Origin of the sequence: Mycobacterium sp. 852002-51971_SCH5477799-a (assembly GCF_001667145.1) — a bacterium.
Taxonomy (GTDB): domain Bacteria; phylum Actinomycetota; class Actinomycetes; order Mycobacteriales; family Mycobacteriaceae; genus Mycobacterium.
The window spans coordinates 21836-44426 of the sequence record NZ_LZIF01000035.1 but is presented as its reverse complement, the minus strand read 5'-3'; the positions used below and the strand labels follow the sequence as shown (position 1 = coordinate 44426).

The 22591-nt window shown below is 66.0% G+C and carries 22 protein-coding genes; 15 read left to right on the top strand and 7 right to left on the bottom strand.

Annotation, left to right across the window (positions count from 1 at the left end):
- Window positions 1–7: 7 nt before the first annotated feature.
- Window positions 8–436, bottom strand: coding sequence for an SRPBCC family protein (locus A5753_RS03010; RefSeq protein WP_082971147.1), 429 nt, complete (start codon window positions 434–436; stop codon window positions 8–10).
- 81 nt (window positions 437–517) lie between these two features.
- Window positions 518–1075: a hypothetical protein gene (locus tag A5753_RS03005; protein ID WP_067123264.1), complete on the bottom strand. Its 558-nt coding sequence runs from the start codon at window positions 1073–1075 to the stop codon at window positions 518–520.
- Between the two features lie 227 nt (window positions 1076–1302).
- On the opposite strand from A5753_RS03005, the gene A5753_RS03000 reads away from it, so the two are divergent.
- On the top strand, window positions 1303–3132 hold the full coding sequence (locus A5753_RS03000) for a DUF4407 domain-containing protein (protein ID WP_067123261.1): 1830 nt from the start codon (window positions 1303–1305) through the stop codon (window positions 3130–3132).
- A 110-nt stretch (window positions 3133–3242) separates the two neighbouring features.
- Here the strand turns inward: A5753_RS03000 and A5753_RS02995 are convergent, their stop codons facing one another.
- Both A5753_RS02995 and A5753_RS02990 read right to left on the bottom strand, forming a co-directional pair.
- Entirely contained in the window at window positions 3243–3530 is a 288-nt protein-coding gene (locus A5753_RS02995; protein WP_067123258.1) for an ANTAR domain-containing protein, read from the bottom strand.
- Between the two features lie 271 nt (window positions 3531–3801).
- Window positions 3802–5058, bottom strand: coding sequence for a CaiB/BaiF CoA-transferase family protein (locus tag A5753_RS02990; protein ID WP_197694565.1), 1257 nt, complete (start codon window positions 5056–5058; stop codon window positions 3802–3804).
- 259 nt (window positions 5059–5317) lie between these two features.
- Here A5753_RS02990 and A5753_RS02985 point away from each other — a divergent pair, with 259 nt between their 5' ends.
- The 8 genes from A5753_RS02985 to A5753_RS02950 are packed head-to-tail and all read left to right on the top strand — an operon-like array spanning window position 5318 to window position 13998.
- Window positions 5318–6181, top strand: coding sequence for a mycofactocin-coupled SDR family oxidoreductase (locus A5753_RS02985; RefSeq protein WP_067123252.1), 864 nt, complete (start codon window positions 5318–5320; stop codon window positions 6179–6181).
- 43 nt (window positions 6182–6224) lie between these two features.
- Window positions 6225–7205, top strand: coding sequence for a thiamine pyrophosphate-dependent dehydrogenase E1 component subunit alpha (locus A5753_RS02980; protein ID WP_067123249.1), 981 nt, complete (start codon window positions 6225–6227; stop codon window positions 7203–7205).
- A 10-nt stretch (window positions 7206–7215) separates the two neighbouring features.
- A complete protein-coding gene (locus A5753_RS02975) occupies window positions 7216–8214 on the top strand; it encodes an alpha-ketoacid dehydrogenase subunit beta (RefSeq protein WP_067123245.1) in 999 nt (332 codons plus the stop codon).
- A complete protein-coding gene (locus A5753_RS02970) occupies window positions 8207–8443 on the top strand; it encodes a biotin/lipoyl-containing protein (protein WP_067123242.1) in 237 nt (78 codons plus the stop codon). The genes A5753_RS02975 and A5753_RS02970 overlap by 8 nt, the downstream gene beginning before the upstream one ends.
- A gap of 19 nt (window positions 8444–8462) precedes the next feature.
- Window positions 8463–9335, top strand: a complete 873-nt coding sequence (locus tag A5753_RS02965; RefSeq protein WP_067123238.1) for an enoyl-CoA hydratase-related protein — start codon at window positions 8463–8465, stop codon at window positions 9333–9335.
- A gap of 8 nt (window positions 9336–9343) precedes the next feature.
- Entirely contained in the window at window positions 9344–10873 is a 1530-nt protein-coding gene (locus A5753_RS02960; protein WP_067123236.1) for an acyl-CoA synthetase, read from the top strand.
- A 21-nt stretch (window positions 10874–10894) separates the two neighbouring features.
- Window positions 10895–12301: an aromatic ring-hydroxylating dioxygenase subunit alpha gene (locus A5753_RS02955; RefSeq protein WP_369829286.1), complete on the top strand. Its 1407-nt coding sequence runs from the start codon at window positions 10895–10897 to the stop codon at window positions 12299–12301.
- Window positions 12298–13998, top strand: coding sequence for an FAD-binding protein (locus A5753_RS02950; RefSeq protein ID WP_067123230.1), 1701 nt, complete (start codon window positions 12298–12300; stop codon window positions 13996–13998). The genes A5753_RS02955 and A5753_RS02950 overlap by 4 nt, the downstream gene beginning before the upstream one ends.
- 31 nt (window positions 13999–14029) lie before the next feature.
- Here A5753_RS02950 and A5753_RS02945 read toward each other — a convergent pair whose 3' ends face one another.
- Complete coding sequence (locus A5753_RS02945) at window positions 14030–14878, bottom strand: enoyl-CoA hydratase-related protein (RefSeq protein WP_067123325.1); 849 nt, start codon at window positions 14876–14878, stop codon at window positions 14030–14032.
- 115 nt (window positions 14879–14993) lie between these two features.
- Between A5753_RS02945 and A5753_RS02940 the strand changes: the two genes are divergently transcribed.
- The 4 genes from A5753_RS02940 to A5753_RS02925 all read left to right on the top strand — a co-directional run bounded on the left by A5753_RS02940 (window position 14994) and on the right by A5753_RS02925 (window position 18620).
- Window positions 14994–15827 (top strand): SH3-like domain-containing protein, encoded by an 834-nt coding sequence (locus A5753_RS02940; RefSeq protein ID WP_067123323.1) that lies wholly within the window; start codon window positions 14994–14996, stop codon window positions 15825–15827.
- Window positions 15828–15846: 19 nt separating this feature from the next.
- Window positions 15847–16551 (top strand): thiocyanate hydrolase subunit gamma, encoded by a 705-nt coding sequence (scnC, locus tag A5753_RS02935; RefSeq protein WP_067123321.1) that lies wholly within the window; start codon window positions 15847–15849, stop codon window positions 16549–16551.
- A gap of 7 nt (window positions 16552–16558) precedes the next feature.
- Window positions 16559–16930 carry a thiocyanate hydrolase gene (locus A5753_RS02930; protein WP_067123227.1) on the top strand — a complete coding sequence of 124 codons (372 nt, stop codon included), beginning with the start codon at window positions 16559–16561 and terminating at the stop codon, window positions 16928–16930.
- A 316-nt stretch (window positions 16931–17246) separates the two neighbouring features.
- Window positions 17247–18620 carry a DEAD/DEAH box helicase gene (locus A5753_RS02925; protein WP_067123224.1) on the top strand — a complete coding sequence of 458 codons (1374 nt, stop codon included), beginning with the start codon at window positions 17247–17249 and terminating at the stop codon, window positions 18618–18620.
- 6 nt (window positions 18621–18626) lie between these two features.
- Here the strand turns inward: A5753_RS02925 and A5753_RS02920 are convergent, their stop codons facing one another.
- The gene (locus A5753_RS02920) at window positions 18627–19172 is read right to left on the bottom strand and encodes a class I SAM-dependent methyltransferase (protein ID WP_067123221.1); all 546 of its coding nucleotides are present in this window, start codon (window positions 19170–19172) and stop codon (window positions 18627–18629) included.
- Between the two features lie 150 nt (window positions 19173–19322).
- Here A5753_RS02920 and A5753_RS02915 point away from each other — a divergent pair, with 150 nt between their 5' ends.
- The gene (locus A5753_RS02915) at window positions 19323–19919 is read left to right on the top strand and encodes a TetR/AcrR family transcriptional regulator (protein ID WP_067123218.1); all 597 of its coding nucleotides are present in this window, start codon (window positions 19323–19325) and stop codon (window positions 19917–19919) included.
- Window positions 19920–19950: 31 nt separating this feature from the next.
- Here the strand turns inward: A5753_RS02915 and A5753_RS02910 are convergent, their stop codons facing one another.
- The gene (locus A5753_RS02910) at window positions 19951–21717 is read right to left on the bottom strand and encodes an amidohydrolase family protein (RefSeq protein WP_067123216.1); all 1767 of its coding nucleotides are present in this window, start codon (window positions 21715–21717) and stop codon (window positions 19951–19953) included.
- A gap of 178 nt (window positions 21718–21895) precedes the next feature.
- Here A5753_RS02910 and A5753_RS02905 point away from each other — a divergent pair, with 178 nt between their 5' ends.
- Window positions 21896–22567: a TetR/AcrR family transcriptional regulator gene (locus A5753_RS02905; RefSeq protein WP_067123213.1), complete on the top strand. Its 672-nt coding sequence runs from the start codon at window positions 21896–21898 to the stop codon at window positions 22565–22567.
- The last annotated feature ends 24 nt before the right edge of the window (window positions 22568–22591 follow it).

The following is a 22591-nucleotide window of genomic DNA, read 5'->3' as shown; positions in this document are numbered from 1 at the left end:
GCAGCGGCTAACGCAGTGAGGCGAGGTTGTCCACGGACTTCTGCACATCGGAGCGCAGAACGCGGGCGACCAAACCCCCGACCGGCCCACTGAGTAACCCGCCGCCGAGGTCGGCGGTGAGGCGAAACGTCGAGCCGGGGTGATCATCGGTGACCGTCATCGCCACCGTGAGGCGGATACCGCCGCGCCCGCGTCCCTGCAGCTCGATCGCTTTAGGCTCGTCGTAGCGGGTGACCTTCCAGTGGATGACGTTGCGGAAGCCCTTGACCTTGACGCATGACGAGACGCAGGTGCCCTCCTCGATCGTGTCGGGCACGGGCCCCCGCCACCCCGCGAAAATCGTCATCCACTCGTCGAATCGATCCAGGTCGGACGCCAGCTTCCAAGCGGCTTCCGGTTCCACCTGCGACGACACCGAGACATTTACGCGAGCCAACGTCTTCCTCCCTGGCGATCAGAACGCACAACCTTGGCTGGGTACCCCGACGCCGTCGCGCGTATTCCTGTGCCGGCCCGCTCAGGGCCAGACCTGCTCCAGCTGCTGGGACACGTCGATGATCTGGGCCGCCTGCGACTGCGGCGCGTCGATCTCGGTGGCGACATATTGCGCGATGAATCGCCGGATCTCGCCGTCGACGCCGGCCAGGATTCGCAGCACCTCGCCACGGATCGACTTGGACGAGACGTTGACGGTGATATCGGAAGGCCGCGGTTTGGCGACGTCGACGATCAGCAACAGGGGTTCGGCCGCTCGCGCGGTCGCGCGCAATTGAATATCCCCGGAGACCATGAAGCGCTGCTTGTCGAGCCATAGGTCGACCAGCAGGTCGATGGAGAGCGGAATGTGGATGACGAAGGTGATGCTGTCGCCCAGCCGGCGCGTCACCCGGGGCTCTTGAATTTTGACGTTGGCACTGACTTTGGCGATCCGTCCCGGCCCCTGCGCGATCGGCTCCATGGCGAACTCGGTGCCGGCGATGTCGGCGAGTGCGGCGGCGACCCGCTCCGGAGTAACGGCGACCTCGAAGAACCTGCGGCCAAACTCTTCGTAGGTGACATAATCGTGATTCGTCATAGGCTTATACCGTCTCATGTCGCCTGCCGGAACGGTCGTTGATCTGCTCGCGTCGCTCGAATCCCGCGTCAGATGCCCTCTTCCAGGACCAGCAAAGCCGATCGACGCCCGGTGGGGCGATCTGCGTAATCCCGCAGGTTTGTGAAGCGCATCACAGGCGGGGCGCTTCGATTCGAAGTGTCGGGCGGTCGCCTGCGAGGCTTGATGGTGGAGGTGTTTTCAGTCTCATGCCCCAGGAAGTAAATGAACGGCGCACCGGCCTGGCCCAGGTGTCGGAGATCCTCATCTGGCTCGGCGGCGGACAGCGGCGCGAGCTGGGCGAGCGCCACGAGCGGTCTGCCCACGCCGTCGCCGGCGCGGTCGTGTTGTTGGGTGCGGTGCTGGCCTGGCTGATCGCGACCCTGGCGGTCAGCGAGTCGGCCGGCTGGCCGTTGCCGACCGTCGTGCCGCTGACCCTCGTCTTCGGCCTGCTGATCGGCGTCGTCGCCCGAGGCACGATCCCGGGGCCGCAACTGAGCCGCCCCGGTGTCGTGGGCCGCGCCGCGGTGGCGGCGACGGTAGGCGTCGTCGTCGGTGAACTTGCGGCACTGGTCATTCTGTCCAGCTCGATCGACCATCGTCTCGACGAACGAGCGTTGCGCACCGCCGAATCGGCACCCGCCGTCGCGCAGGCGTCAGCGTCCCTGCAGCAATCCAGGGCGGCCCGCTCGGAGCTCGACAACGCGGTCGTGCAGGCCCATGATCGCCAGGACAAAGCCTTGGTCGTCGCCCGCTGCGAATACCATCCCACGCCCGGCTGCCCGCAGACGCGGATCACCGGTGATCCCGGTGCCGGGCCGGAAACACGTACGGCCAACGAGCTTCTCGCGGATGCCCAACACGAATTGGACACCGCGCTGGCGACGCGGGACAGCCGCGCACCGGACCTGGACGCCAGGATTTCACGAGAAGAGCTAGCGCTGCGCAATGCACGCGACGGTGTCGTGACTAATGCAGGCCGCGGCCTTGGCGCACGTTGGGTCGCGATGAACGACCTCAGTTCCGCCGACGCTGGCGCGATGACCCTGCGACTGGTGACGATCGTGCTGTGCGTCCTGCTCTACGTGACGCCGGTGATCCTGGGTTTGTGGCGCGGTGAGACCACCCACGATCGGCGTGCATCCTCGCGTGCCGAGCGCGAACGAGCCGAACTCGAGGCGGAGACCGCGATCGCGGTCAAGCGCGCCGAGGTGCGCCGCGAGGCCGAAATCCTTTGGGCCGAGCATCAACTGACGCAGGCTCGGCTTGCCATTGAGGCGCAGACCGAGATCGATCGCGACCGGCAACGCCGCCGGGTCTCCGAGGCTTTGGACGCTGCGCGGCATGCGCCGTCGTACCGGGCCGTCGAGCCGGGTGACGACGACGTGTATCTGCCGATCGCCGCCGAAGCCGAGGCGGCCAGCCGGGCGATCACCCCAGTGCCCGCCTCGGAACCGGCCGCAGACATTGTCCACACCCCCGCTGTTCGGGAGAACCTGCCTGCTCCCCTGTCGCCGGCCGGCGAGGTCGAAGCTCACGAGCAACGGAATGCCCCGTTGATCCCGTCGATCCCGGACGCCACCAGGGCCGCGGCCCGCTGGATTCGCCCGCTGGTGCCGCCGTTCGTGGCGAAGGTGATCGACACCACCACTGCGCCACTGCGCACCGCTCGCCAGGCGTTCGAAGGCGTCCTCGAAGAAACCGAAGAGATCACGTTCACGCTCAAGCGCTCTCGAAAGGTGGCGGTCAGCTCGGAGGCATCGGACACGCAGCTGTCCGGGCACCCCGCGAGCACTGAAACAGGCTCGGCGAAATCGGAATTCGTGTCCTCATCACGGCAATCACCCGGCGGTCGAGCACACCGAAGCCTGCCGGGTCGCGAGTTCCATTCGTCCTTGCCGCCGCGGCGGTCCGGAGATGAGGCGGGACGGCTGTCGGTGGAATCCGCTGAGGGCCGTCGGCGGGCGCTGACGAAGCGGGACGGGCCCCCCGAGTTGGATTCGCCGGACGGTCCGCGCCAACTGCCGCCGCCGAAATAGCCTGCCGCTATCCAAAACCCAAAGCGCCAGCGTCCGAACTCTGTTGAGAGTGTTCAGTTGGAGCGGCCGGGCACCCCCTCGAAGCTCGGCCGCCCCAACGTCTTGGCGCCTCAGCAGGTCAGGGCGGCGGATTTGAACAGCGCACCCCACTCATGCCGGGCCGCGGACTGCGCGTCCACGAAGCTGGGAGTCTTCTCGCCGTCGCCCGCCAGGTGGACCAGTGCCCACGCCATGGCGAATACCGGTACCTTGTGCCGTATCGCGGCGCTGTGCAATTCGTCCAGGGCGGCGTCGGAAGGACACCGGCGAAGGCCGATGAGAATGCCCCGCGCGGTGTCGAGGATGCGACCGGAATTCGGGCCACAAGAAGTTTGGGCGGGGACCCAGTTCGTCGTCATGCTGTGTGATACCTCCTGCTGCGCCCTTGCGAAACCGCTACTCGCATAGCGGCAGGAATTTGTGCGGTACACTTCGTCGCGGCCGCAATCCCCAAAAGGCGCCCTGGCCAATGATTTGCGGATCCGCCGTGTTGTGCCAGTCCACCCTTGACATTGAGACCCGGCCGTGACCGTTTCGGAATCGGTTGCTCATCAAGAAATTCGCGACACGCGGTATCGAAAAAGGCTGTGAAGCAGCGCAATTAATTGCTGGTCGGATGCATCGGGTGTGCTAGAGAATCGCCTTGGCCGCCTTGGCCTTCGCGATGTCGTCCCAATCGATGTCGAGTTCCAACAGGATCTCCTCAGTATGCTGCCCGTGCTCCGGGGCACGCGCGGGGGTCGGTGGAGTCTCGTTGAATTGCACTGGCGCGGCAACGATTCGGTACTTCTCGCCTTGGTCGTCGACGTTGGTGACCACGTACCCGTTCGGTTCGACTTGCGGGTCGTTGAGGGTTTCGCGCGGGGTGGCCAGAGCGCCCCACACACCGGGCTCGTCCTCGAGCACCGCCTGCCAATGCGCAAGGTCGTGACGCGCGAAAGTATTCGCCAGCAGCTCGGTCGCCATCGCCGCATTGGCGATCAAGTTGCCGGACGGGACGAATCGCTCATCGTCGGCCAGTTCCGCCAGGCCCATGCGCCGACAGAAGCCCGCCCAGAATTTGTCGGGCTGTAAAAACACCAGCTGGATCCACCGCCCGTCTTTGGTCTTGTACCGGTTGACGAGCGGATTGATGGCCAGGCCCGGTGGGGCACCCGGAATGCCATCGATATCGAAGAAGTCGGCGGCCGAAATCGACGGCGCTATCGACCACATCGCCTGCGCCAGCAGCGAGGAGTCGACGATGGCCGGTTCGCCGGTGCGTTCCCGATGAAACAGCGCCGCGCACACCCCACCGGCCAGCGTTGCCCCGCCCTGCAAGTCACCGAAGCCGGGCCCCTGGACCGCGGGCGTCTCGCTGCCGAACGGCGTGAGTGTGTAGGCGACCCCGCCGCGCGCCAGATACGTCGCGGCGTCGAATCCGCCGCGATCGCGATCGGGACCGCGGACCCCCAGGCCGGTCCCGCGCGCGATGATGATCTTCGGGTTGAACGAGCGGATGTCCTCGACGGTCAGCCGGGCCCGTTCGAGCGCGCCGGGCAGCCAATTGGTCAAGAACACATCCGCACTGGCCAACAGCCGGCCGAACAGCGCGCGACCCGTTTCCGATTTGATGTCGATGGCGATGCTGCGCTTGCCGCGGTTGCCCAGCTCGAGAATGAAGTCGGCATCCGGGCGGGCCGCTTCCCGGGTGAACCCGCCGACGACCAGCGAGCGCCCGGGATCGCCCGTGGCGACGCCTTCCACCTTGATGACGTCAGCACCCCAGTCCGACAGGGCGGCACCGGCAGAGGGCACGTAGGTCCACGAGGCCAATTCGACAATTCGCACACCTTGAAGGACTCCTTCGTGCACGCCAGACATCGCCAACTCCCTCGTCGGGGCCATTCCTTGCTATTTTAGATATTCTAGCTAGTCTTGGGCGTAGTGATAGCCCATCTGCAGGTCAGCGCAGTTTTTCGTGGAAGAGATGCGATGGAGCCGACGGAAGGTCTCAGCTCGACGCCCGCCGCGGTGACCGCGTGCCGTAATCCGGTGCGGAGGGGCGAGCAGTCGATTCATTCCCGCCGCAATCTCAGCCGATGCAGCGAATGGCGTTGGGCCCCAATGCGGGTCGTGGTGTAGACACACGGACGAAGGACGGGCGATGGGCAGGGTAACGGGCAAGGTGGCCGTGATCAGTGGCGCCGCGCGCGGTCAGGGCCGCTCCCACGCGCGAATGCTGGCCGCCGAAGGCGCGGACATCATTGCCGTGGACCTCTGCACGGACATCGACACCAATGAGTATCCCCTGGCCCGCCCCGAGGACCTGGATGAAACGGCGCGGCTGGTGGAAAAGGAGGGGCAGCGCGCCTACACCGCGATCGCCGACGTCCGCGACCGCGTCGCCCTGTCCGCGGCCATCGACGAAGGCGTCGCCGAGTTCGGCCACCTCGATGTCGTGGTGGCCAACGCCGGGATCTGCCCACTGACCGCGGGCCTGCCACCGAAGGCCTTCGCCGACGCGGTGGACGTGGATTTGGTCGGCGTGCTCAACCTCGTCCATGCCAGCCTCAAGCACCTCGAGGCCGGCGCGTCGATCGTGGTGATCGGTTCCAACGCCGCCTTCATGTCGTCGATGAACACCACCGGCATCGACGGCGGCCCCGGCGGAGCCGGGTATGCCTTCGCGAAACTGGCTGCCGCGCACTACGTCAACGACTTCGCCCTGGCGCTCGCCCCGTTCTCCATCCGGATGAACGCGGTGCATCCGACGAACGTCAACACCGACATGTTGCACAGCCCGCCGATGTACCGTGCCTTCCGGCCCGACCTGAAGGAGCCGACCCGCGAGGACGCCGAACCCATCTTTCCCTTCGTCCAGGCGATGCCGATCCCCTACGTCGAGCCCGAGGACATCAGCGAGGCGGTGCTGTTCCTCGCATCCGACGCCGCCCGCTATATCACCGGCCAGCAACTCCGGGTGGACGGCGGCGGTTTCCTCAAGGTCAAGCCGTGGTCGGGCGCATGACGGCAGTGTCACCGATCGGGTTGCACCACAACGGGACTGCGCGATGACCGACGAGCACTCGATGCAACGGCACCTGTACGCGCTCATGGTGCTGATGAAGGCGGCCGACGACCGGCTGTCCAAAGGGATCAGCACCGGCGAGTTCATGTGCGTGTACTGGCCGTCGCGCGGCCAGGAGGCGATCGCCGCCGCGATGGGTGTCGCGCTGCGGCCCGACGATCAGCTGGTGACCACCTATCGCGGATTGCATGACCTCATCGGCAAGGGAGTGCCGCTGGAGGAGATCTACGGTGAAATGATGGGCCGGACGGTCGGCGCGAGCCGGGGCAAGGGCGGCACCATGCATATCGCCAAACCCGAGGCCGGCGTGATGCTTTCGACCGGCATCGTCGGAGCCGGACCGCCGGTGGCCGTTGGGCTGGCGCTGGCCGCCAAGCGCAAGGGGCTCGACCGCGTCACCGTCGTCAGCTTCGGTGACGGTGCCACCAACACCGGTTCCTTCCATGAGGCGGCCAACATGGCCGCGCTCTGGGACCTGCCCATCGTTTTGGTCTGCCAGAACAACCTGTACGCCGAGATGACAGCAACCCGCGACACCATGAAACTCGAGCGGGTGGCCGACCGGGCCGCCGGTTACGGGATGCCGGGGGTGCGCGTCGACGGTAACGACCCGCTGGCGGTGAAGGCCGCACTCGACGCGGCGCTGCAGCGGGCCCGCGGCGGCACCGGGCCCACCCTCATCGAGTGCGTGACATTCCGCTTCCGCGGCCACTATTTCGGCGACCGGATGCCGTACATACCTCCCGAACAACTCGAAGCGGCGATGGCCGCAGACCCGGTGCCACGCTTCCGGCGCCACCTTGCCGGCACCGGCGTGTGTGGCGAAGACGAACTCGCCCGCATCGACGACGAGGCACTGGCGACGGTGGAATCAGCCCTGCAGGCGGTGATGAGCGCGGATCCACCGACGGCGGACGAACTCGACCGAGACGTGTACGCGACGGCAATCCGGTTCCCGGTCTGAGGATTTGGCGATGGGCGACACAGAGATGACGATGCGCGAGGCGCTGAACCTCGCGCTGGATCAGGCGCTCGCGGCCGACGAACGGGTATTCCTGCTCGGTGAAGACATCGCCGACCCCGGCGCGTCCGGTCCGACAGCGGGGCTGTCCACCAAGTACGGCCACGAACGCGTTCTCGACACCCCGATCTCGGAGGCCGCGATCCTGGGCGCGGCCATCGGTGCCGCCATCGACGGGTTGCTGCCGGTCGCCGAGATCATGATCATGGATTTCATCGGCATCGCGGCGGACCAGCTGATCAACAACGCCGCGAAACTGCGGTTCATGACCGCCGGGCGCACGTCGGCGCCGATCACCGTTCGCACCCAGGTCTACGCGGGGCTGGCCACCGGCGCGACGCATTCGCAGAGCCTGGAGGCGTGGTTCATGCACATCCCCGGCATGAAGGTGATCGTGCCGTCCACCCCGCGCGACGGGAAAGGCCTGCTGACATCGGCGATCTTCGACCCCGACCCCTGCCTGTTCGTCGAAACCATTCGGTTGCAGGGCAAGAAGGGACCCGTCCCCACCGACGCCGGCTTCTCCATCCCGCTGGGACAGGCCGACATCAAGCGGTCCGGCACCGATGTGAGTCTGATCGGCTACGGGCGCTGCGTGCACGACGCCCTCGCCGCCGCGGACACGCTGGCCGAGCGGGGCGTCAGCGCCGAGGTCATCGACCTGCGCACGCTGGTGCCACTGGACGTCGAAACGATCGTCGAGTCCGTCCGGCGGACCCGCCGAGCCGTCATCGTGCACGACGCGGTCCAATTCGCTGGTCCAGGAGCCGAAGTCGCCGCAATCCTGTCCACCGAGTTGTTCGGTGAACTCGCCGCGCCCATCGAGCGCGTCGCCGCGCGGTTCGTGCCCAACCCGGCCGCGGCGGCGCTCGAAGCACAGGTATATCCGTCGTCGGCGCGCATCGTGGAAGCGGCCCAACGCACGTGTGCAGGAGCGAACGTGCATGGCTGACTTCATCATTCGCATCCCCCGCGTCTCGGTGGCGGTCTCCGAAGCCGAACTCACCGGACTGCTCGTGGGCGCCGGTGAGCACGTCGAGGCGGGCACGCCGATCTACGTGATCGCCACCGAGAAGGTGGAACAGGAGATCGAAGCGGGAGCGTCCGGCACTGTCAGCTGGACGGGCCAGGTCGGGACCACCTACGACATCGGCGCCGAAATCGGCGTGATCACGTCATAACGAGGAGAGGTAAAGCCTGATGGATCTCAACGAGACCCGCGAGAGAATCATCTACGAGAAAGAGGGCCCGATCGCCCGCGTCACGCTGAACTGGCCGGAGAAGGCCAACGCCCAGGACCAGAAGCTGGCCGAAGAGGTCGACGCCGCGCTGTTGGACGCCGATCGCGACTACGACATCAAAGTGCTGATCATGAAGGCCAACGGCAAGGGCTTCTGCTCGGGACACGCCATCGGCAACAACGCCGTCGACTACCCGTCGTTCGTCGAGGGCGCCAAAGTGATGGGCACGCCGTGGAAACCGCAGACGGACCTCTTCGTCAAGCCGATCCTGAACCTGTGGGAATTCTCCAAACCGACCATCGCGCAGGTGCACGGGTATTGCGTGGGCGGCGGCACCCACTACGGGCTGACGACCGATATCGTCATCGCATCGGAGGATGCGTACTTCTCCTACCCGCCCCTGCAGGGTTTCGGCATGCCATCCGGTGAATGCTCCATCGAGCCTTGGGTGTTCATGAACTGGCGGCGCGCGGCGTATTACCTGTACCTCGCCGAGGTGATCGATGCCAAGAAGGCTCTCGACGTCGGGCTGGTCAATGAGGTCGTCCCACGCGACCAACTCGACGCCCGGGTCGAGGCCATCGCCCGCCACATCGCCCAGGCGCCGATGACGACCCTGCTGGCCACCAAGGCCAACCTGAAGCGCGCCTGGGAACTGATGGGCATGCGGGTGCACTGGCAGAGCTCCAACGATCTCGTCGCGCTCGCCTCCATCAGCAAGGATGTGCAGGAGCTGATCCAGACGGTGTTCAAGGACAAGGTGCTGCCCTCCGAGCAGGCCCGCCGCCAGGCCGCGGCCGCCGCCCAGACCGACGGCGCCGCAACAACTTAGGACCGCTGGTGAACATCGCCGATCACGCGATCGCAGCCGCACAGTCGCCGGCGCTGATCACCGACGGCGGCACGATCTCGTTCGGCGAACTGTATGCGCGCAGCCAACGGGTGGCCGCCGCGTTGCATGACGCGGGGCTGCGCCGCGGCGATGGCGTGGCGCTGATGCTGCCCAACCGGCCGGAGTTCTTCGAAATCACCTGGGGCGCCCAGCTTTCCGGGCTCTACTACACCGCGGTCAACACCCACTTCATCCCCGACGAAGCCAGCTACGTCATCGACGACTCGGACGCCAAGGCCGTGTTCGTCGATGCCTCGATGCCCGAACTGGCCGCGCACATCCGCGATGCCAACGCCGCCCTGGTCGCGCATCTCTGCGTCGGCGGTCCCCTGTCGGGCTGGCGATCCTACGAAGACGCTTTGGCGGCGGCGGGCGGCGCTCCACCGGTTTCGGACGGATCGGAGATGCTCTATTCGTCCGGCACCACCGGACGACCCAAGGCGGTGCGACGGCCGCTTCCCGTCGACGGCAACGGGTCCTGGGCACAGTCGGTGCTCGAGATGGCGCTGATCCACAAATACGGCATGACCTCCTCGAGTGTGTACCTGTCCCCCGCGCCGCTGTATCACGCGGCGGGGGTGAACTACACCATGGCGGCCAACCGGGTAGGCGCTGCGTCGATCCTCATGCGCAGGTTCGACGCCGAGGCCGTGTTGCGTCTGATCGAGACCCACCGGGTGACCCACGCGCAGTTCGTGCCGACGATGTTCGTGCGGATGCTCAAGTTGCCCGTGGCGGTTCGCGAACGCTACGACGTGTCCAGCCTGCGGTGCGTCATTCACGCGGCCGCGCCCTGCCCGGTCGATGTCAAGCACCGGATGATGGAGTGGTTCGGACCCATCATTCACGAATACTACGGCGGCACCGAGGGATTCGCGGGGACGACGATCGGTCCGCAGGAATGGCTCGCCCATCCTGGCTCCGTGGGGATTCCGATGGCCCCGGTGCACGTGCTCGGCGAGGACGGGCAAGAACTTCCCGTTGGCGAATGCGGCGAGCTGTACTTCGAGGGTGGGCCCGACTTCGAATACTTCAAGGACCCCGCCAAGACCGCATCGGTGTACAACGACCGCGGGTGGCGATCGCTCGGCGACATGGGCTACGTCGACCGCGACGGGTTCCTGTATCTCACCGACCGCTCGACTTTCATGATCGTCTCGGGCGGGGTCAACATCTACCCGCAAGAGGTGGAGAATCTGCTCGTCATGCATCCGAAGCTGGTCGACGCCGCGGTATTCGGGGTTCCCAACGACGAATTCGGCGAAGAGGTCAAGGCCGTGGTGCAGCCGGCCGACGGCGTGGTGCCCGGACCCGAGCTCGAGGCCGAACTCGTCGACTACTGCCGGACTCACCTGGCCGGCTACAAGTGCCCGCGCACCGTCGAATTCGACTCCCTGCCGCGCGACCCGAACGGAAAGCTGTACAAGAGACGCATCCGCGACCGCTACTGGCAGGGGCGAGTATCGCGGATCTTGTGATGTGACACAAGGGATGACGAGATGGCTATAGGAATGGGCAACGAGATCTCCAACGCGCAACCGCCGCGCCGGGCGGGGGTCAACTGGACGCCGCTACCGGTGCCGTGGGCGGTCCAGACCGTCGATCGAATCCCCAAGCAGCGCTACTACGATCCGGCGTTCTTCGCGCTGGAGGCGGAGATGTTCTGGCCACGGGTGTGGCAGATGGCCTGCCGGCTCGAGGAGATCCCCAGAGCCGGCGATTTCGTCGAATACGAAATCCTCGACGAGTCGATCATCGTCGTCCGGGTGGACGACCACAACGTGCGGGCCTACCACAACGCCTGCCGCCACCGCGGGGTGAAGTTGGTGGAAGGCAACGGGAATCGGCGAACCTTCGTGTGCCCATTTCACGGCTGGTGCTGGGGCATCGATGGCCGCAACACGTTCGTCCTGCGACCCGAAGCGTTCGCGGACGAGAACATGGGCAAAGACGACCTGGAGTTGGTCTCCGTGCGCTGTGAGCTCTGGGGTGGTTGCGCGTGGATCAATTTGGACGACGACGCACCGCCGTTGCGTGACTGGATGGAGCCGTTCGCGTCGACCTACGATGCGTGGCAGGTGGATTCGCTGCGCGTGGAGTGGTGGCAATCGTGCCGGCTGCCGGTGAATTGGAAGTTGGCGACGGCGGCGTTCATGGAGGGCTACCACGTCCCGCAGACCCACCCGCAGCTGCTGCCGTCCGCGCAGACCGGCGAGCCTTCCGCGGCAGTGCATCCCGTCGTCGCAAGCAGCCTGTATTTCATGCGCACCCTCGGCGACGGCATGGGCGGTATGACGCATGAAAACGACATCCGCATCGCCGAGGGCCTGCAGAACATCGAGTTGCCTGCCGACCCGGCCGGGGCGATGGCGGTGTGGCGCAGCGCCCTCAACGATGCCGTCGTCAACTGGCACCGCGCCCGTGGCAGCGGCATGCCCGACCTCAACGACCTGGACCGGCGCGGAATCACCGACGCGATCGGATTCGCCTTCCCGCACCACTTCATCCTGCCGACCTACAGCAGCGCATCCTCGTATCGCATTCGCCCGCTGGGTCCCGAGGAGACGCTGTTCGAGATCTGGTCGCTCACCCGTTATCCGGCGGATGCGTCGGCCGGCAAACCCATACCTCCGGAACCCATGGCTCCCGATGATCCGCGCTGGCCGCCCATCCCCGCCCAGGATTTCTCCAATCTACCGAGACAACAGAAAGGCCTGCACTCCAAGGGCTTTGAATTCATGCGGTTGTCCGACCAGATCGAGGGACTGATCTCGAACTTCGAACGGGTCATCGACGGTTTCCTGGCCGGCCTTCCGTACGACACCCTGCTGCCCGCCATCCAGAAGACGAACACCACCATCGATGTACCGATCGCCGATCTCGGGTTCGGCTCGGAGGCACCATGAGCACCCGATGGGACCGCTCCGCGGACCTGGTCATCGCGGGCAGCGGCGGGGGCGGCATGGTCGCCGGGCTGGCCGCACTGGACTGCGGACTCGAACCGCTGATCGTCGAAAAGCAGCCATTGGTCGGCGGTTCGACAGGGCTGTCGGGCGGCATCGTCTGGCTGCCGAACAACCCGCTGATGCGGGTCGACCGCATCGCGGACTCGCACGAGGACGGCCTGGCTTATCTGGCCGACGTGGTCGGTGACATCGGCGCCCCATCTTCGCCCGAGCGCCGCGAGATGTTCCTGACGGCGGGCTTCGAAATGATCAACTTCCTCACCCGCAAAGGGATCCAACTGATCCGGTGTGCGGGCTGGAGCGACTACTACCCGAACCACAAGGGCGGCAACGCCTCCGGCCGCGCCGTCGAGGGAATTCCCTTTGACGCCGCGAAGCTCGGCACCTGGAGCGACAAGGTGCAGCCGCCGCTGGCCAGGAACTACGGATACGTGGTGCTGACCAACGAGTTACGGTCCGTCCAGTATTTCAACCGCGCGCCACGCGCCTTCGCCGTCGCAGCGCAAGTATTCCTGCGCACCGCGATGGCGCGGGTCAGGCGACGTCAAATCCTCACCAACGGCGCATCGCTGATCGCACAAATGCTCAAGGCGCTGATCGATCTCAGCGACGGCAATCCCCCGCTGTGGACTGATGCGGCGATGACGGATCTGGTCGTCGATGACGGCCGAGTGGTCGGCGTGCGTCTTGTCCGCGACGGGAAGCCGTTGAATGTCGAGGCCCGCAAGGGGGTGCTGTTGGCCGCGGGCGGGTTCGGCCACAACGCAGAAATGCGCCGCCGCTACAGCGGTGACCAGCCCAACGAAGGGAAGTGGTCGATCGCCAACGCCGGCGACACCGGTGAGGTGCTCGAGGCGGCGATGCGGCTTGGCGCCAAGACTGACCTGTTGGACGAGGCCTGGTGGCTGCCTTCGGTTTTCATCGCCAACGGCGGTGCCGTCGCCGCGTCCCTGGGATCCGGGCGCCAGCGTCCGGGGGCCATCTATGTCGACTCGACCGCCCGGAGGTTCTGTAACGAGTCCAACTCCTACGTCGAGGTCGGCAAAGCGATGTATGCGAACAAGGCCGTGCCGTGCTGGATGATCTTCGACGAGGGGTATGTGCGCAGGTACGTCACGAGCGCCAATCCGCTGAAGCGAAACCAGCCGCTGCCCCCCGAGCTGATCGAGTCCGGCGCCGTCAAGCGGGCCGCCACGCTTACCGACCTCGCCCGCGAAATCGACCTTCCCGCCGACGAACTGGTGAGCACGGTCCAGCGATTCAACCGGTTCGCGACCAAGGGGCTGGATCCCGATTTCGGCCGCGGCCAGTCGGCCTACAACGACTGCCTGGGCGACCCCGGGTATCGTCCGAACGCCGCCATCGGACCCCTTGACACCGCACCGTATTACGCCACCAGGGTGCTGCCCGCCGATGTCGGGACGTGCGGCGGCGTCGTCACCAACGAGCACGCCCAGGTGCTCGACGAACAGGATCGAGTGATCGAGGGCTTGTACGCCACCGGCAACACCACCGCGACCGTGATGGGGCGGACGTATCCCGGCGCCGGGGCGAGCATCGCCAGTTCCATGGTGTTCGGTTACGTCGCCGCGCGCCATGCGGCAGGGCGCAGGATCGCGGGCGAGATGGGCCGCTAGGCGGGCACTCCCGCCGAGCATGAACCTCATTTCACGTTGGCGGGCAATCCTTCTCGTCGCGGTCGACGAAGTCCCGCGGCTTCATGCCCGACTGCATCAACTCCGCCCGGCGCGCCTGCACGTCGGACGCCGCACCGACCATGTTCGTCAAGATGTGACTGACCTGCAGATGCACCCGCATGCCCATCAATTCCCACGCGCGCTTCACGTTGTTCTTGACCGCCATCAGCGTAGTCAACGGGATTTGGGCGATCCTGCGCGCCATCTCCTCCACGGTGTCCTCGAGGTCGTCGCGCGGCACCACCTTGTTGAGCAGGCCCCAATCGAGGGCCTGCTGCGCGGACAGGGTCGGCGCCAGCAGCAGCCAGTCCATGGTGCGATGCCAATTCATCAACAGCCACGGCTCGATCATCGTGTGCCCGCCGGGCTCGCCGAGGCTTTGAGCCAGTGGCATCTGGAAATACGCGTCCTCGGAGGCGACGCAGAAGTCGGTCAGCAAGCCGAGATAGATCCCGCCACCCATGCAATAACCGTGGATTTGCGAGATCGTCGGCTTGGGGAACTCCCACAGGTACAGCGTGGGCCACAAAAACAAATCAGCGGTGCCCTTGTAAAGGTCCTCGAATGTGTCCCCGAAATCTGGGTACGGGTTTTCGTCCGGACCCCAGCGCGCCACATGGCCGCCGCAAAACCCCTTGCCGTTCGCCTTGAGAATGACGACCTTGATGTCCTTGTCACGGTCGGCCTCGTGCAGGCAGCCGTCGACCTCGCCGACCAGGACGGCGTCCTTGGTGTTGGCCTTGTCCACCCGATTCAGAATGATCCGCGCAATCGGCGGTTCGCGCTCATAAATGACCGCTTCCAGGACGCGCCGCTCCATCATGGTGACACTACCGGAGATCTATTCTCCGAATTCGCTTTGCGGTTGCGCAATGTCCGCGCGGGGAGTGAAGTGTATGGAGGCGCTGGCCCATTCCATGACGAATGGAGTTGTGATGACTACTCCGTCGGATCGAGCGGCACAGCTGGACCTGGTGGCCCGGCTGCAATCCTCCTACCCCGAACTCCCGGACGCTCCCACACCGGATCTCATTGACCACGAACGCTTCAACGCCTATGTCAAGACTCCCCACGACGTCGGCGGTGAGCCGGACGCTCCCATCGAATTCGAGAACAAGCAGTATGAGATTTGGGAGCACAACACCTACGTCATGTGTGAGGTGCTCGGCTGGCGTGGGATCTGGGTGTCCGAGGAGCGGCGGCGGATGGGCAACGTCGACCTAGGCCGCACCATCTACCTCGGACTCCCCTACTACGGCCGGTGGTTGCTGGCGGTCGCGCGCGTCCTCGCCGAAAAACATCACATCGGCCTCAGTGAATTGGCCGAACGCATGGCCGAGGTCAAGACCCGCTACGAGAAAGGCATGACACCTCTGGAGGCCAGGCCCAAGTCCGAAGGCGACCCCGCCGCGGTCACTCGCAACCGGCACCACCGGCACGCTGTCGGCAAGGGTGATCCACAGGTGTACGCCGGGCAGGCCGGCACGCCAAAATTCAACGTCGGCGACAAGGTCGTGGTGCGCGAGCTGCCCGTGTTGCTCTACACCCGCACGCAGGAGTATGTGCGCGGCGCGACGGGCGAGGTCGCGGTCGTTTCATACGAAAGCCCCGCCGCCGAGGACGAGACCTGGGACGGGGCTGACCAACAACCCGAGTGGTTCTACATCGTCCGGTTCACCCTCTCCGAGTTATGGCATGGCTACACCGGACCCGACAACGACACGTTGCAGACCGAGATCCCCGAACGGTGGCTCGCATCGGCCGAATAGCGCCGGAAAGGACATGAGCATGACGGCCCACGAGCACGACCACGAGCGCACCGCCGCCCCCATGGTGGACGAAATCACCGATTTCGAAGTCCTAGAGATCGCGCTTCGCGAATTGTGCATCGAGAAGGGCATTTTCACCGCCGAGGATCATCGCCGCTTCACGGAATTCGCCGAACAGATAGGCCCTACTCCCGCGGCGCGCCTGGTGGCCAGGGCCTGGCTCGACCCCGACTTCAAGGAGTTGGTGCGCTCGGATGCGCTCGCCGCCAGCAAGGAGGTCGGCGTCGACTGGCTGGAACCGACCGGATTCGGAACGCCGAGCGACTTCACCGCCTTGCATGTGCTGGAAGACACTCCGACGTTGCATCATGTCATCGTCTGCACGTTGTGCTCGTGCTACCCGCGCCCGATTCTGGGCAATTCGCCGGAGTGGTACCGCACGCCGAACTATCGCCGTCGCATCGTGCGCTGGCCGCGACAGGTGCTCGCGGAATTCGGCCTGATCCTTCCGGAAGACGTCGAGATCCGGGTGGAGGATTCCAACCAGAAGCATCGCTTCATGGTGATGCCCGTTCGTCCGGACGGAACGCAGGGTTGGACCGAAGACCAGCTCGTCGAGATCATCACGCGCGATTGCCTGATCGGCGTTGCGTTGCCCAAGCCGGGAGTGACGACCAACGTCATCACGCAGACGCGTCCGGCCGTCCACCCCGTAGAGCAGTGAGACACCGATGAGCACCGCGCACCCCCCGCCCCCCATCGGGGACTCCACTGTGGCACCGCTGGCGAAAATCGTTCAACGCAACCAGGTCTGGAGCCGCATGGCGGCCGAACACGGGGTCGACAACCCGGTACCGCCCTGGCAGACGAGCCTAAACGGAATTTGCGATGCAATTGACCATAGTCGGTGCGGCGCAAAGGTTCTCGGTTTCGTCGACCTGCGCGACGATGAGGACGCGCTGTCAGCGACCGTCTACTCAGAACTGCCCTATCCTGAGAACCGACTGGTTGCGTTGGCCCACTCGCTCGTTGCGCGCGGTGTCATCGCTGAATCCGAACTCGAGGATAGGCTGGCCGCCGTACGGGCCAGGCTGGAATCCTGAGCGAGCTCCACTGCGGCGCACATCACACCGGAGTTCCCGCGCGGTTTCTCGTGGTTGTGCGCGGGGTGCGCTATGCTCACAGCAACGTTGGCTTCAAAGCCTGATGTCAACTACGTCGTGGAACGCTTCTTCATCCCACTGGTGCTGCCCCGAATTCGGGCTCAACCACCACGTTCAGATGATCCGTGCACCCGCACTAGCTTGTCTCGCGGCGATCGATTTTGCCCTCCGGCAATCTCGCCAACTTGTGCCGAAAACCGCTCGCGACGACCGCGTTGCCGGTCCGGCATGACCGATGCCTGAAAGGCACCGAAAAGTGACTACCGACAAAACCTTTGCCGACCTCGGCGTGCGCGCTTCGCTGGTCGATGCGCTCGCCCAGCGCGGCATCACCCACCCGTTTCCGATCCAGGTCGAGACCCTGCCCGACACGCTCGCCGGGCGCGACGTGCTCGGTCGCGGAAAGACCGGCAGTGGCAAGACGCTAGCCTTCTCGATCCCGCTGGTCAGCCGCCTGTCGGACGCAACCCGGCGCCCCTCACGGCCATCGGGGTTGGTGCTCGCGCCGACCCGAGAGTTAGCGACGCAGATCACAGCGACGCTGGAGCCGTTGGCGACGGCCTGCGGCCTGCGGATCACCACGATCTTCGGCGGCGTATCGCAAGGCCGTCAGGTCGCCGCCCTCAAGTCCGGGGTGGACATCGTGGTCGCCTGTCCGGGCCGGCTCGAGGACCTGATGAAGCAGCGACTGGTCAGCCTCGACGCGGTCGAAATCACCGTCATCGACGAAGCCGACCACATGGCCGATCTCGGCTTCCTGCCCGGCGTCACCCGCATCCTGGCCGCCACTCCGAATGGCGGTCAGCGGCTGCTCTTTTCGGCGACCCTGGACAACGGCGTCGACAAACTCGTCAAGCGGTTCCTCCGCAACGAGGTGCTGCACTCGGTCGACGAGGCCAACTCACCGGTATCCGAGATGACCCATCACGTATTCCACGTCGCCAATGCCGATGCCAAGAAAGAGGTTGTGCACCGGCTCGCAACCGGCACTGGACGCCGGATCCTGTTCATGCGCACCAAGCATCAAGCGCGCAAGCTCGCCAGGCAGCTCACCGAATCGGGCGTTCCGTCGGTTGACTTGCACGGCAACCTGTCTCAGCCCGCGCGCGAGCGCAACCTCGCGATGTTCGCCTCTGGTGGCGCCCGGGTGCTGGTGGCAACCGACATCGCAGCGCGCGGGGTGCACGTCGACGAGGTCGAGCTAGTCGTGCACATCGACCCGCCCGCGGAGCACAAGTCCTATCTGCACCGGTCCGGGCGCACCGCGCGGGCGGGGAGCGCCGGCGACGTCGTCACCGTCGTGCTGCCCGAGCAGCGCCACGACACCCAGGCGTTGATGCGCAAGGCCGGCATCAAGGTCGCCCCTCAGCAAGTGACCGCGGCGTCGGCCGCGGTGCAAGCGCTCGTGGGCGAGGTCGCGCCCTACCAGGCCCCCGCACCCGTCCGGGCGCCCTCGCAGGCGCCTGCGCAGCATCGGGCCAACTCGGGCGGGCAGCGGCGCCGCCGGACCAGCAGGTCGCCGCGGACCAATCCCACCCCCACCGAATCGGCGATGTCGCACCGCACAGGGGCGCCTGGACGACGGCCGGATCGTCGCCGCTCGAGCCGAGCGCAAGGGAATGCCGGTTAGACCGCGTCATCGCCGGGCCAGCAGCCACGCCTGACCGCCACCTTCGTCAGCGTCGATCAAGTCCAGGCCGGCGAAGGCTGCGGGTAGCTCGCCGGCCGCGACGCGGAAGGCACCAGGGCTGGCCCCGACCTCACTGAGTGCGGTGACCGCCAGCAGCCCGCCCGGCGACAGTCGTTCGATGATCGCCCGGTCGAGGCGAGGGTCCCGGAACTTGCAGCAGACGATGACCTCGACCGGCGCCCCCGCCGGCAGGCCACCATCGAGATCGACGACGTCGAAACGACAGCGGTCGCCCACCCCGGCACATTGGGCCAGTTCGCGCGCGTGGCAGATGGCCACCGGGGAGACGTCCAGTCCCAGTACCTGCATGCCGCGCGCGGCCAGCCAGACCGCGCCGGTCCCCTGTCCGCAGGCCAGGTCGAGAGCCCTGCCGGCCGTGGGAAACAGATCCGCGTGGCCGGCAAATGCGGACGGCGGGGCAACCGAACTCAACGGTGGCGGCCCCTTCGCCGCGTACCGTTCGTCCCAGCTATGCCGGTCCGCTGCGCCCATGAGCGCCACTCTAGAACGACGCGCGTCCGATGACAGCCAGTCCCGTTTTAGACAGTTGTCTGTAAAAAGGGCACCCGCGTCCGCGCAGAGGCGGCCCGACCCGCGATGGACGCGGTTGTTGGCGCCGCGCCGCGTTCCTACACTGGACGGGTGTCTAAAGATGCGTCTTTCCCGGTCGTTGCCGGCAAATCAGCCGCGGCTCGCCGGTCGGATCGCCGACCCGGGCAGACCATTCGCAAGGTCCTCGATGCCGGATTGGCGGAGCTGCGGGAATCGTCGTACGCGAACCTCACGATGCGCGCAGTCGCGACTCGCGCCGGGGTATCGCCGGCCAGCGCCTACACCTACTTTCCCTCGAAAAGCGCGCTCGTCGCGGCCGTGTATCTGCGCTTCCTGCGCGACCTGCCACTACATACCGATGTCAACGACTCGACCAAGACCCGGGTCAGCGCCACGCTGCGGGACATGGCGGTCGTCGTCGCGGATGAGCCGGAGCTGACCGCCGCCTGTGGCGCCGCGCTGATGGCCGACGATCCGGCGGTCGCACCGCTTCGTGAACAAATCGGCGAGGAAGTGGCCAAGCGGATCGGTGCCGCGCTCGGTCCAGGCTGGCCCCGAGCCGTGAAATCCACGCTGCAGATGACCTTCTCCGGCGCGCTGATGACCGCTCGATTCATCAGCTTCGCCGAGATCTCCGGGCAACTCGACGAGGCGGTCAACCTCATCCTGGGTGCGTCAGTGGCATGAATGTCGCAGCACCCCAGCGCAATAGGTGCGGCTAACCGGTGTGGGCCGGATGTCGCGCCGGGCTGCCGGCCCGGAGGAATTCACCGAATCGCTGCCGGCCCAGCTCCGGCGATGCCTTGCCTGCGCCGAAGGCGAGTTTCCCCGACACCAGGACCGCCGTGACGGTGTCGTCGTTGCGGTTGACCATCCGCGACAACCCGCCGTAGGACTGGACCGGATGCTCGGCGTAGCGGTCGAGCGATTCGTCGAGCTTGTCGGGATTGATGACCACGATGTCGGCGCGGTCGCCGTCACGCAGCGTGCCGGCGTCGATCTCGTACCACGCACCGAGCTCACCGGTAAGCCGGTGCACGGCGCGCTCGATCGACATGAACAGCGTGCCTTGCCTCTCGGCGTCGCGCACGTGGCGCAACAGGCGCAGGCCCGAGTTGTAGAACGCCATGTTGCGCAAGTGCGCACCCGCGTCCGAGAACCCCATCTGCACGCCTGCGCTTTGGGCGAGCTTCTTGAGCATTTCGGGCCGGTGGTTGGAGATCGTGGTGCGCCAGCGCAGCTTGTCGCCGTGCTCGAGCACCAGATCGAGGAAGGCGTCGACCGGATGTAACCCGCCGCGATCCAGACCCACCTGCCCGAAGGACTTACCGACCACCGATTCGTCCGGGCACGCCACGATGTCGGCGTCGAAGAAGTCGCGATGCCACACCCTGGGTCCGTATTTCTGGTCGTAGTCCTTGCGAAACTGACGCCGGTAGTCTTCGTCGCGCATCAGCTCGTTGAGGGCGATCTCATCCTGCAGATGCAGCGCCGCTGCGCCCGAACCGAACTCTTCGAAGATCACCAGCGATATCCCGTCGGCGTAGACCTCGAACGGCACCGGCAGATGCTGCCAGCGGAAATCCGCGCCGAACGCATTGACCAAGCGGCCGAGCCACTCCATGAGGTAGATGACCGGTGGCAGCGACTTGACGTCAGCGGCCGACAGCAAGCTGGTCTTCAACCGCCGGCGTCCCGCCCCGAGCGAGGTGGCCAGTTGAGAAATTATCGACAACGGGTTCTTGATGTCGGGCCCCGACTGCAGAATCTTGTTGCGCCGCCGCAGGATTGCGTTCAGGCGCCGGAGCTCGCGCGGCTTGGCGTAGGTCGACGGCAGGGTGCGCGATCGACAGACCTCGCCGTCGAGCTTGTCGAACAGCAGTTGCTGCGATGACATGCCGACGAAGCCTTCGTCGAGAGCGTCTTCGAGCATCGCCTCCATCCGCGCCAGCTCCGCCGCCGACGGGCGGGTGTCCTTGCGCGTCGCCCGGTCCAACCCCATCGTCGCGGCGCGCATGTCGGAGTGACCGATGAACGCCGCGATGTTGGGGCCGAGGTTCAGCTGTTCGAGTGCGGCGACGTATTCCCTTGGACTGTTCCATGATCGGGCTTCGTCGAGGTGCTCGATGACATAGCGCCGCGGAATCGCCTCGACGCGGCCGAAGATGTCGCCCGCGTCGACGTTGTCCAGGTAGACAGTGGACAGCGAGCAGGAGCCCAGCATCACGGTCGTCACCCCGTGTCGCAGCGATTCGGAAAGCCCCGGCTCACAGAGTGTTTCGATGTCGTAGTGGGTGTGGATGTCGATGATGCCCGGAATGACCCACTGCCCGGTGGCGTCGATGACCTGGGCGCCCGTCGTGTCGAGTGGCCCCTGGGCGATGGTGACCACCCGCCCGTCCCGCACGCCGATGTTCCGTAGAGCCGACGGCGCGCCCGTCCCGTCGAACCAGCGCCCGTTCGCGATCACCGTGTCGTACTGCATCGGTCGGCCTCTCTGTCGCGCCGGAGCCTCCGGTTCGCGCAGTGATCATACATAGTATGCATACTGTCTGCCGGGCAACGGGCGCACGACGCGGTGGTCAGCCAGCAACGATGGCGCCGCGGAGACGATATGATCCGGCTGTGGGGTTCGCCGGCTACGGGTTTGCCACCCGGTAATCATGCGCAGTCACGGTTGGGCAGGAAACACGCCGTCATCCGATGCGGAGGCGATCGAACGCATCCTCGACGCCGCCGACAAGATCATCGACGAGCGGGGCTCGGCGATGCGGATCGCGGATGTGGCGCGGGCCCTGGGGGTCACCCGACAGACCGTCTATCGATACTTCCCCGGAACGCAGGCACTGTTAGTGGCATCGGCGATGCGCTCGGCCGACGGCTTCCTCGATCGGATGGCGGCCCACCTGCAGGGCGTCACCGACCCGGTGGTTGCCATCACCGAGGGAATGGCTTTCGCCATCGAAGAACTGGCCTCGGACAATCAGGTCGAATTCGTGCTGAACCAGCGCCACCGCGGCGGCCAGAAGGTTTCGATCATCTCCGATACCGCGCTGGCGTTCGGTCGTTCGATGCTTCATCGCTACGACATCGATTGGGAGCGCTACGGTTTCGACGAGGCGGGCCTGGATGAGCTGAACGAATTCTCGCTGCGGGTTCTGCATTCCTTCCTGGCCGACCCGGGTCGGCCGCCGCGTAGCGGCGCCGACCTGCGCCGCTACCTCACCCGGTGGATCGGGCCGGCGATCGCCTATCCGCAACTGGTCCGAGCTATGGACGCACTGGGCGCCCCCGAGCCACCGGCAACACGCCGGCGCTCTTCGAGAGCCTCCTGATCCGGGGACGCAGGACCGGCCCAC

Bases quoted from the DNA above. Each gene is read 5' to 3' on its own strand.
- A5753_RS03005 (WP_067123264.1), bottom strand. From the start codon at position 1,075: ATGACGAATCACGATTATGTCACCTACGAAGAGTTTGGCCGCAGGTTC.
- A5753_RS03000 (WP_067123261.1), top strand. From the start codon at position 1,303: ATGCCCCAGGAAGTAAATGAACGGCGCACCGGCCTGGCCCAGGTGTCG.
- A5753_RS02995 (WP_067123258.1), bottom strand. From the start codon at position 3,530: ATGACGACGAACTGGGTCCCCGCCCAAACTTCTTGTGGCCCGAATTCC.
- A5753_RS02990 (WP_197694565.1), bottom strand. From the start codon at position 5,058: ATGGCCCCGACGAGGGAGTTGGCGATGTCTGGCGTGCACGAAGGAGTC.
- A5753_RS02985 (WP_067123252.1), top strand. From the start codon at position 5,318: ATGGGCAGGGTAACGGGCAAGGTGGCCGTGATCAGTGGCGCCGCGCGC.
- A5753_RS02980 (WP_067123249.1), top strand. From the start codon at position 6,225: ATGACCGACGAGCACTCGATGCAACGGCACCTGTACGCGCTCATGGTG.
- A5753_RS02975 (WP_067123245.1), top strand. From the start codon at position 7,216: ATGGGCGACACAGAGATGACGATGCGCGAGGCGCTGAACCTCGCGCTG.
- A5753_RS02970 (WP_067123242.1), top strand. From the start codon at position 8,207: ATGGCTGACTTCATCATTCGCATCCCCCGCGTCTCGGTGGCGGTCTCC.
- A5753_RS02965 (WP_067123238.1), top strand. From the start codon at position 8,463: ATGGATCTCAACGAGACCCGCGAGAGAATCATCTACGAGAAAGAGGGC.
- A5753_RS02955 (WP_369829286.1), top strand. From the start codon at position 10,895: ATGGCTATAGGAATGGGCAACGAGATCTCCAACGCGCAACCGCCGCGC.
- A5753_RS02950 (WP_067123230.1), top strand. From the start codon at position 12,298: ATGAGCACCCGATGGGACCGCTCCGCGGACCTGGTCATCGCGGGCAGC.
- A5753_RS02945 (WP_067123325.1), bottom strand. From the start codon at position 14,878: ATGGAGCGGCGCGTCCTGGAAGCGGTCATTTATGAGCGCGAACCGCCG.
- A5753_RS02940 (WP_067123323.1), top strand. From the start codon at position 14,994: ATGACTACTCCGTCGGATCGAGCGGCACAGCTGGACCTGGTGGCCCGG.
- scnC (WP_067123321.1), top strand. From the start codon at position 15,847: ATGACGGCCCACGAGCACGACCACGAGCGCACCGCCGCCCCCATGGTG.
- A5753_RS02930 (WP_067123227.1), top strand. From the start codon at position 16,559: ATGAGCACCGCGCACCCCCCGCCCCCCATCGGGGACTCCACTGTGGCA.
- A5753_RS02920 (WP_067123221.1), bottom strand. From the start codon at position 19,172: ATGGGCGCAGCGGACCGGCATAGCTGGGACGAACGGTACGCGGCGAAG.
- A5753_RS02910 (WP_067123216.1), bottom strand. From the start codon at position 21,717: ATGCAGTACGACACGGTGATCGCGAACGGGCGCTGGTTCGACGGGACG.
- A5753_RS02905 (WP_067123213.1), top strand. From the start codon at position 21,896: ATGCGCAGTCACGGTTGGGCAGGAAACACGCCGTCATCCGATGCGGAG.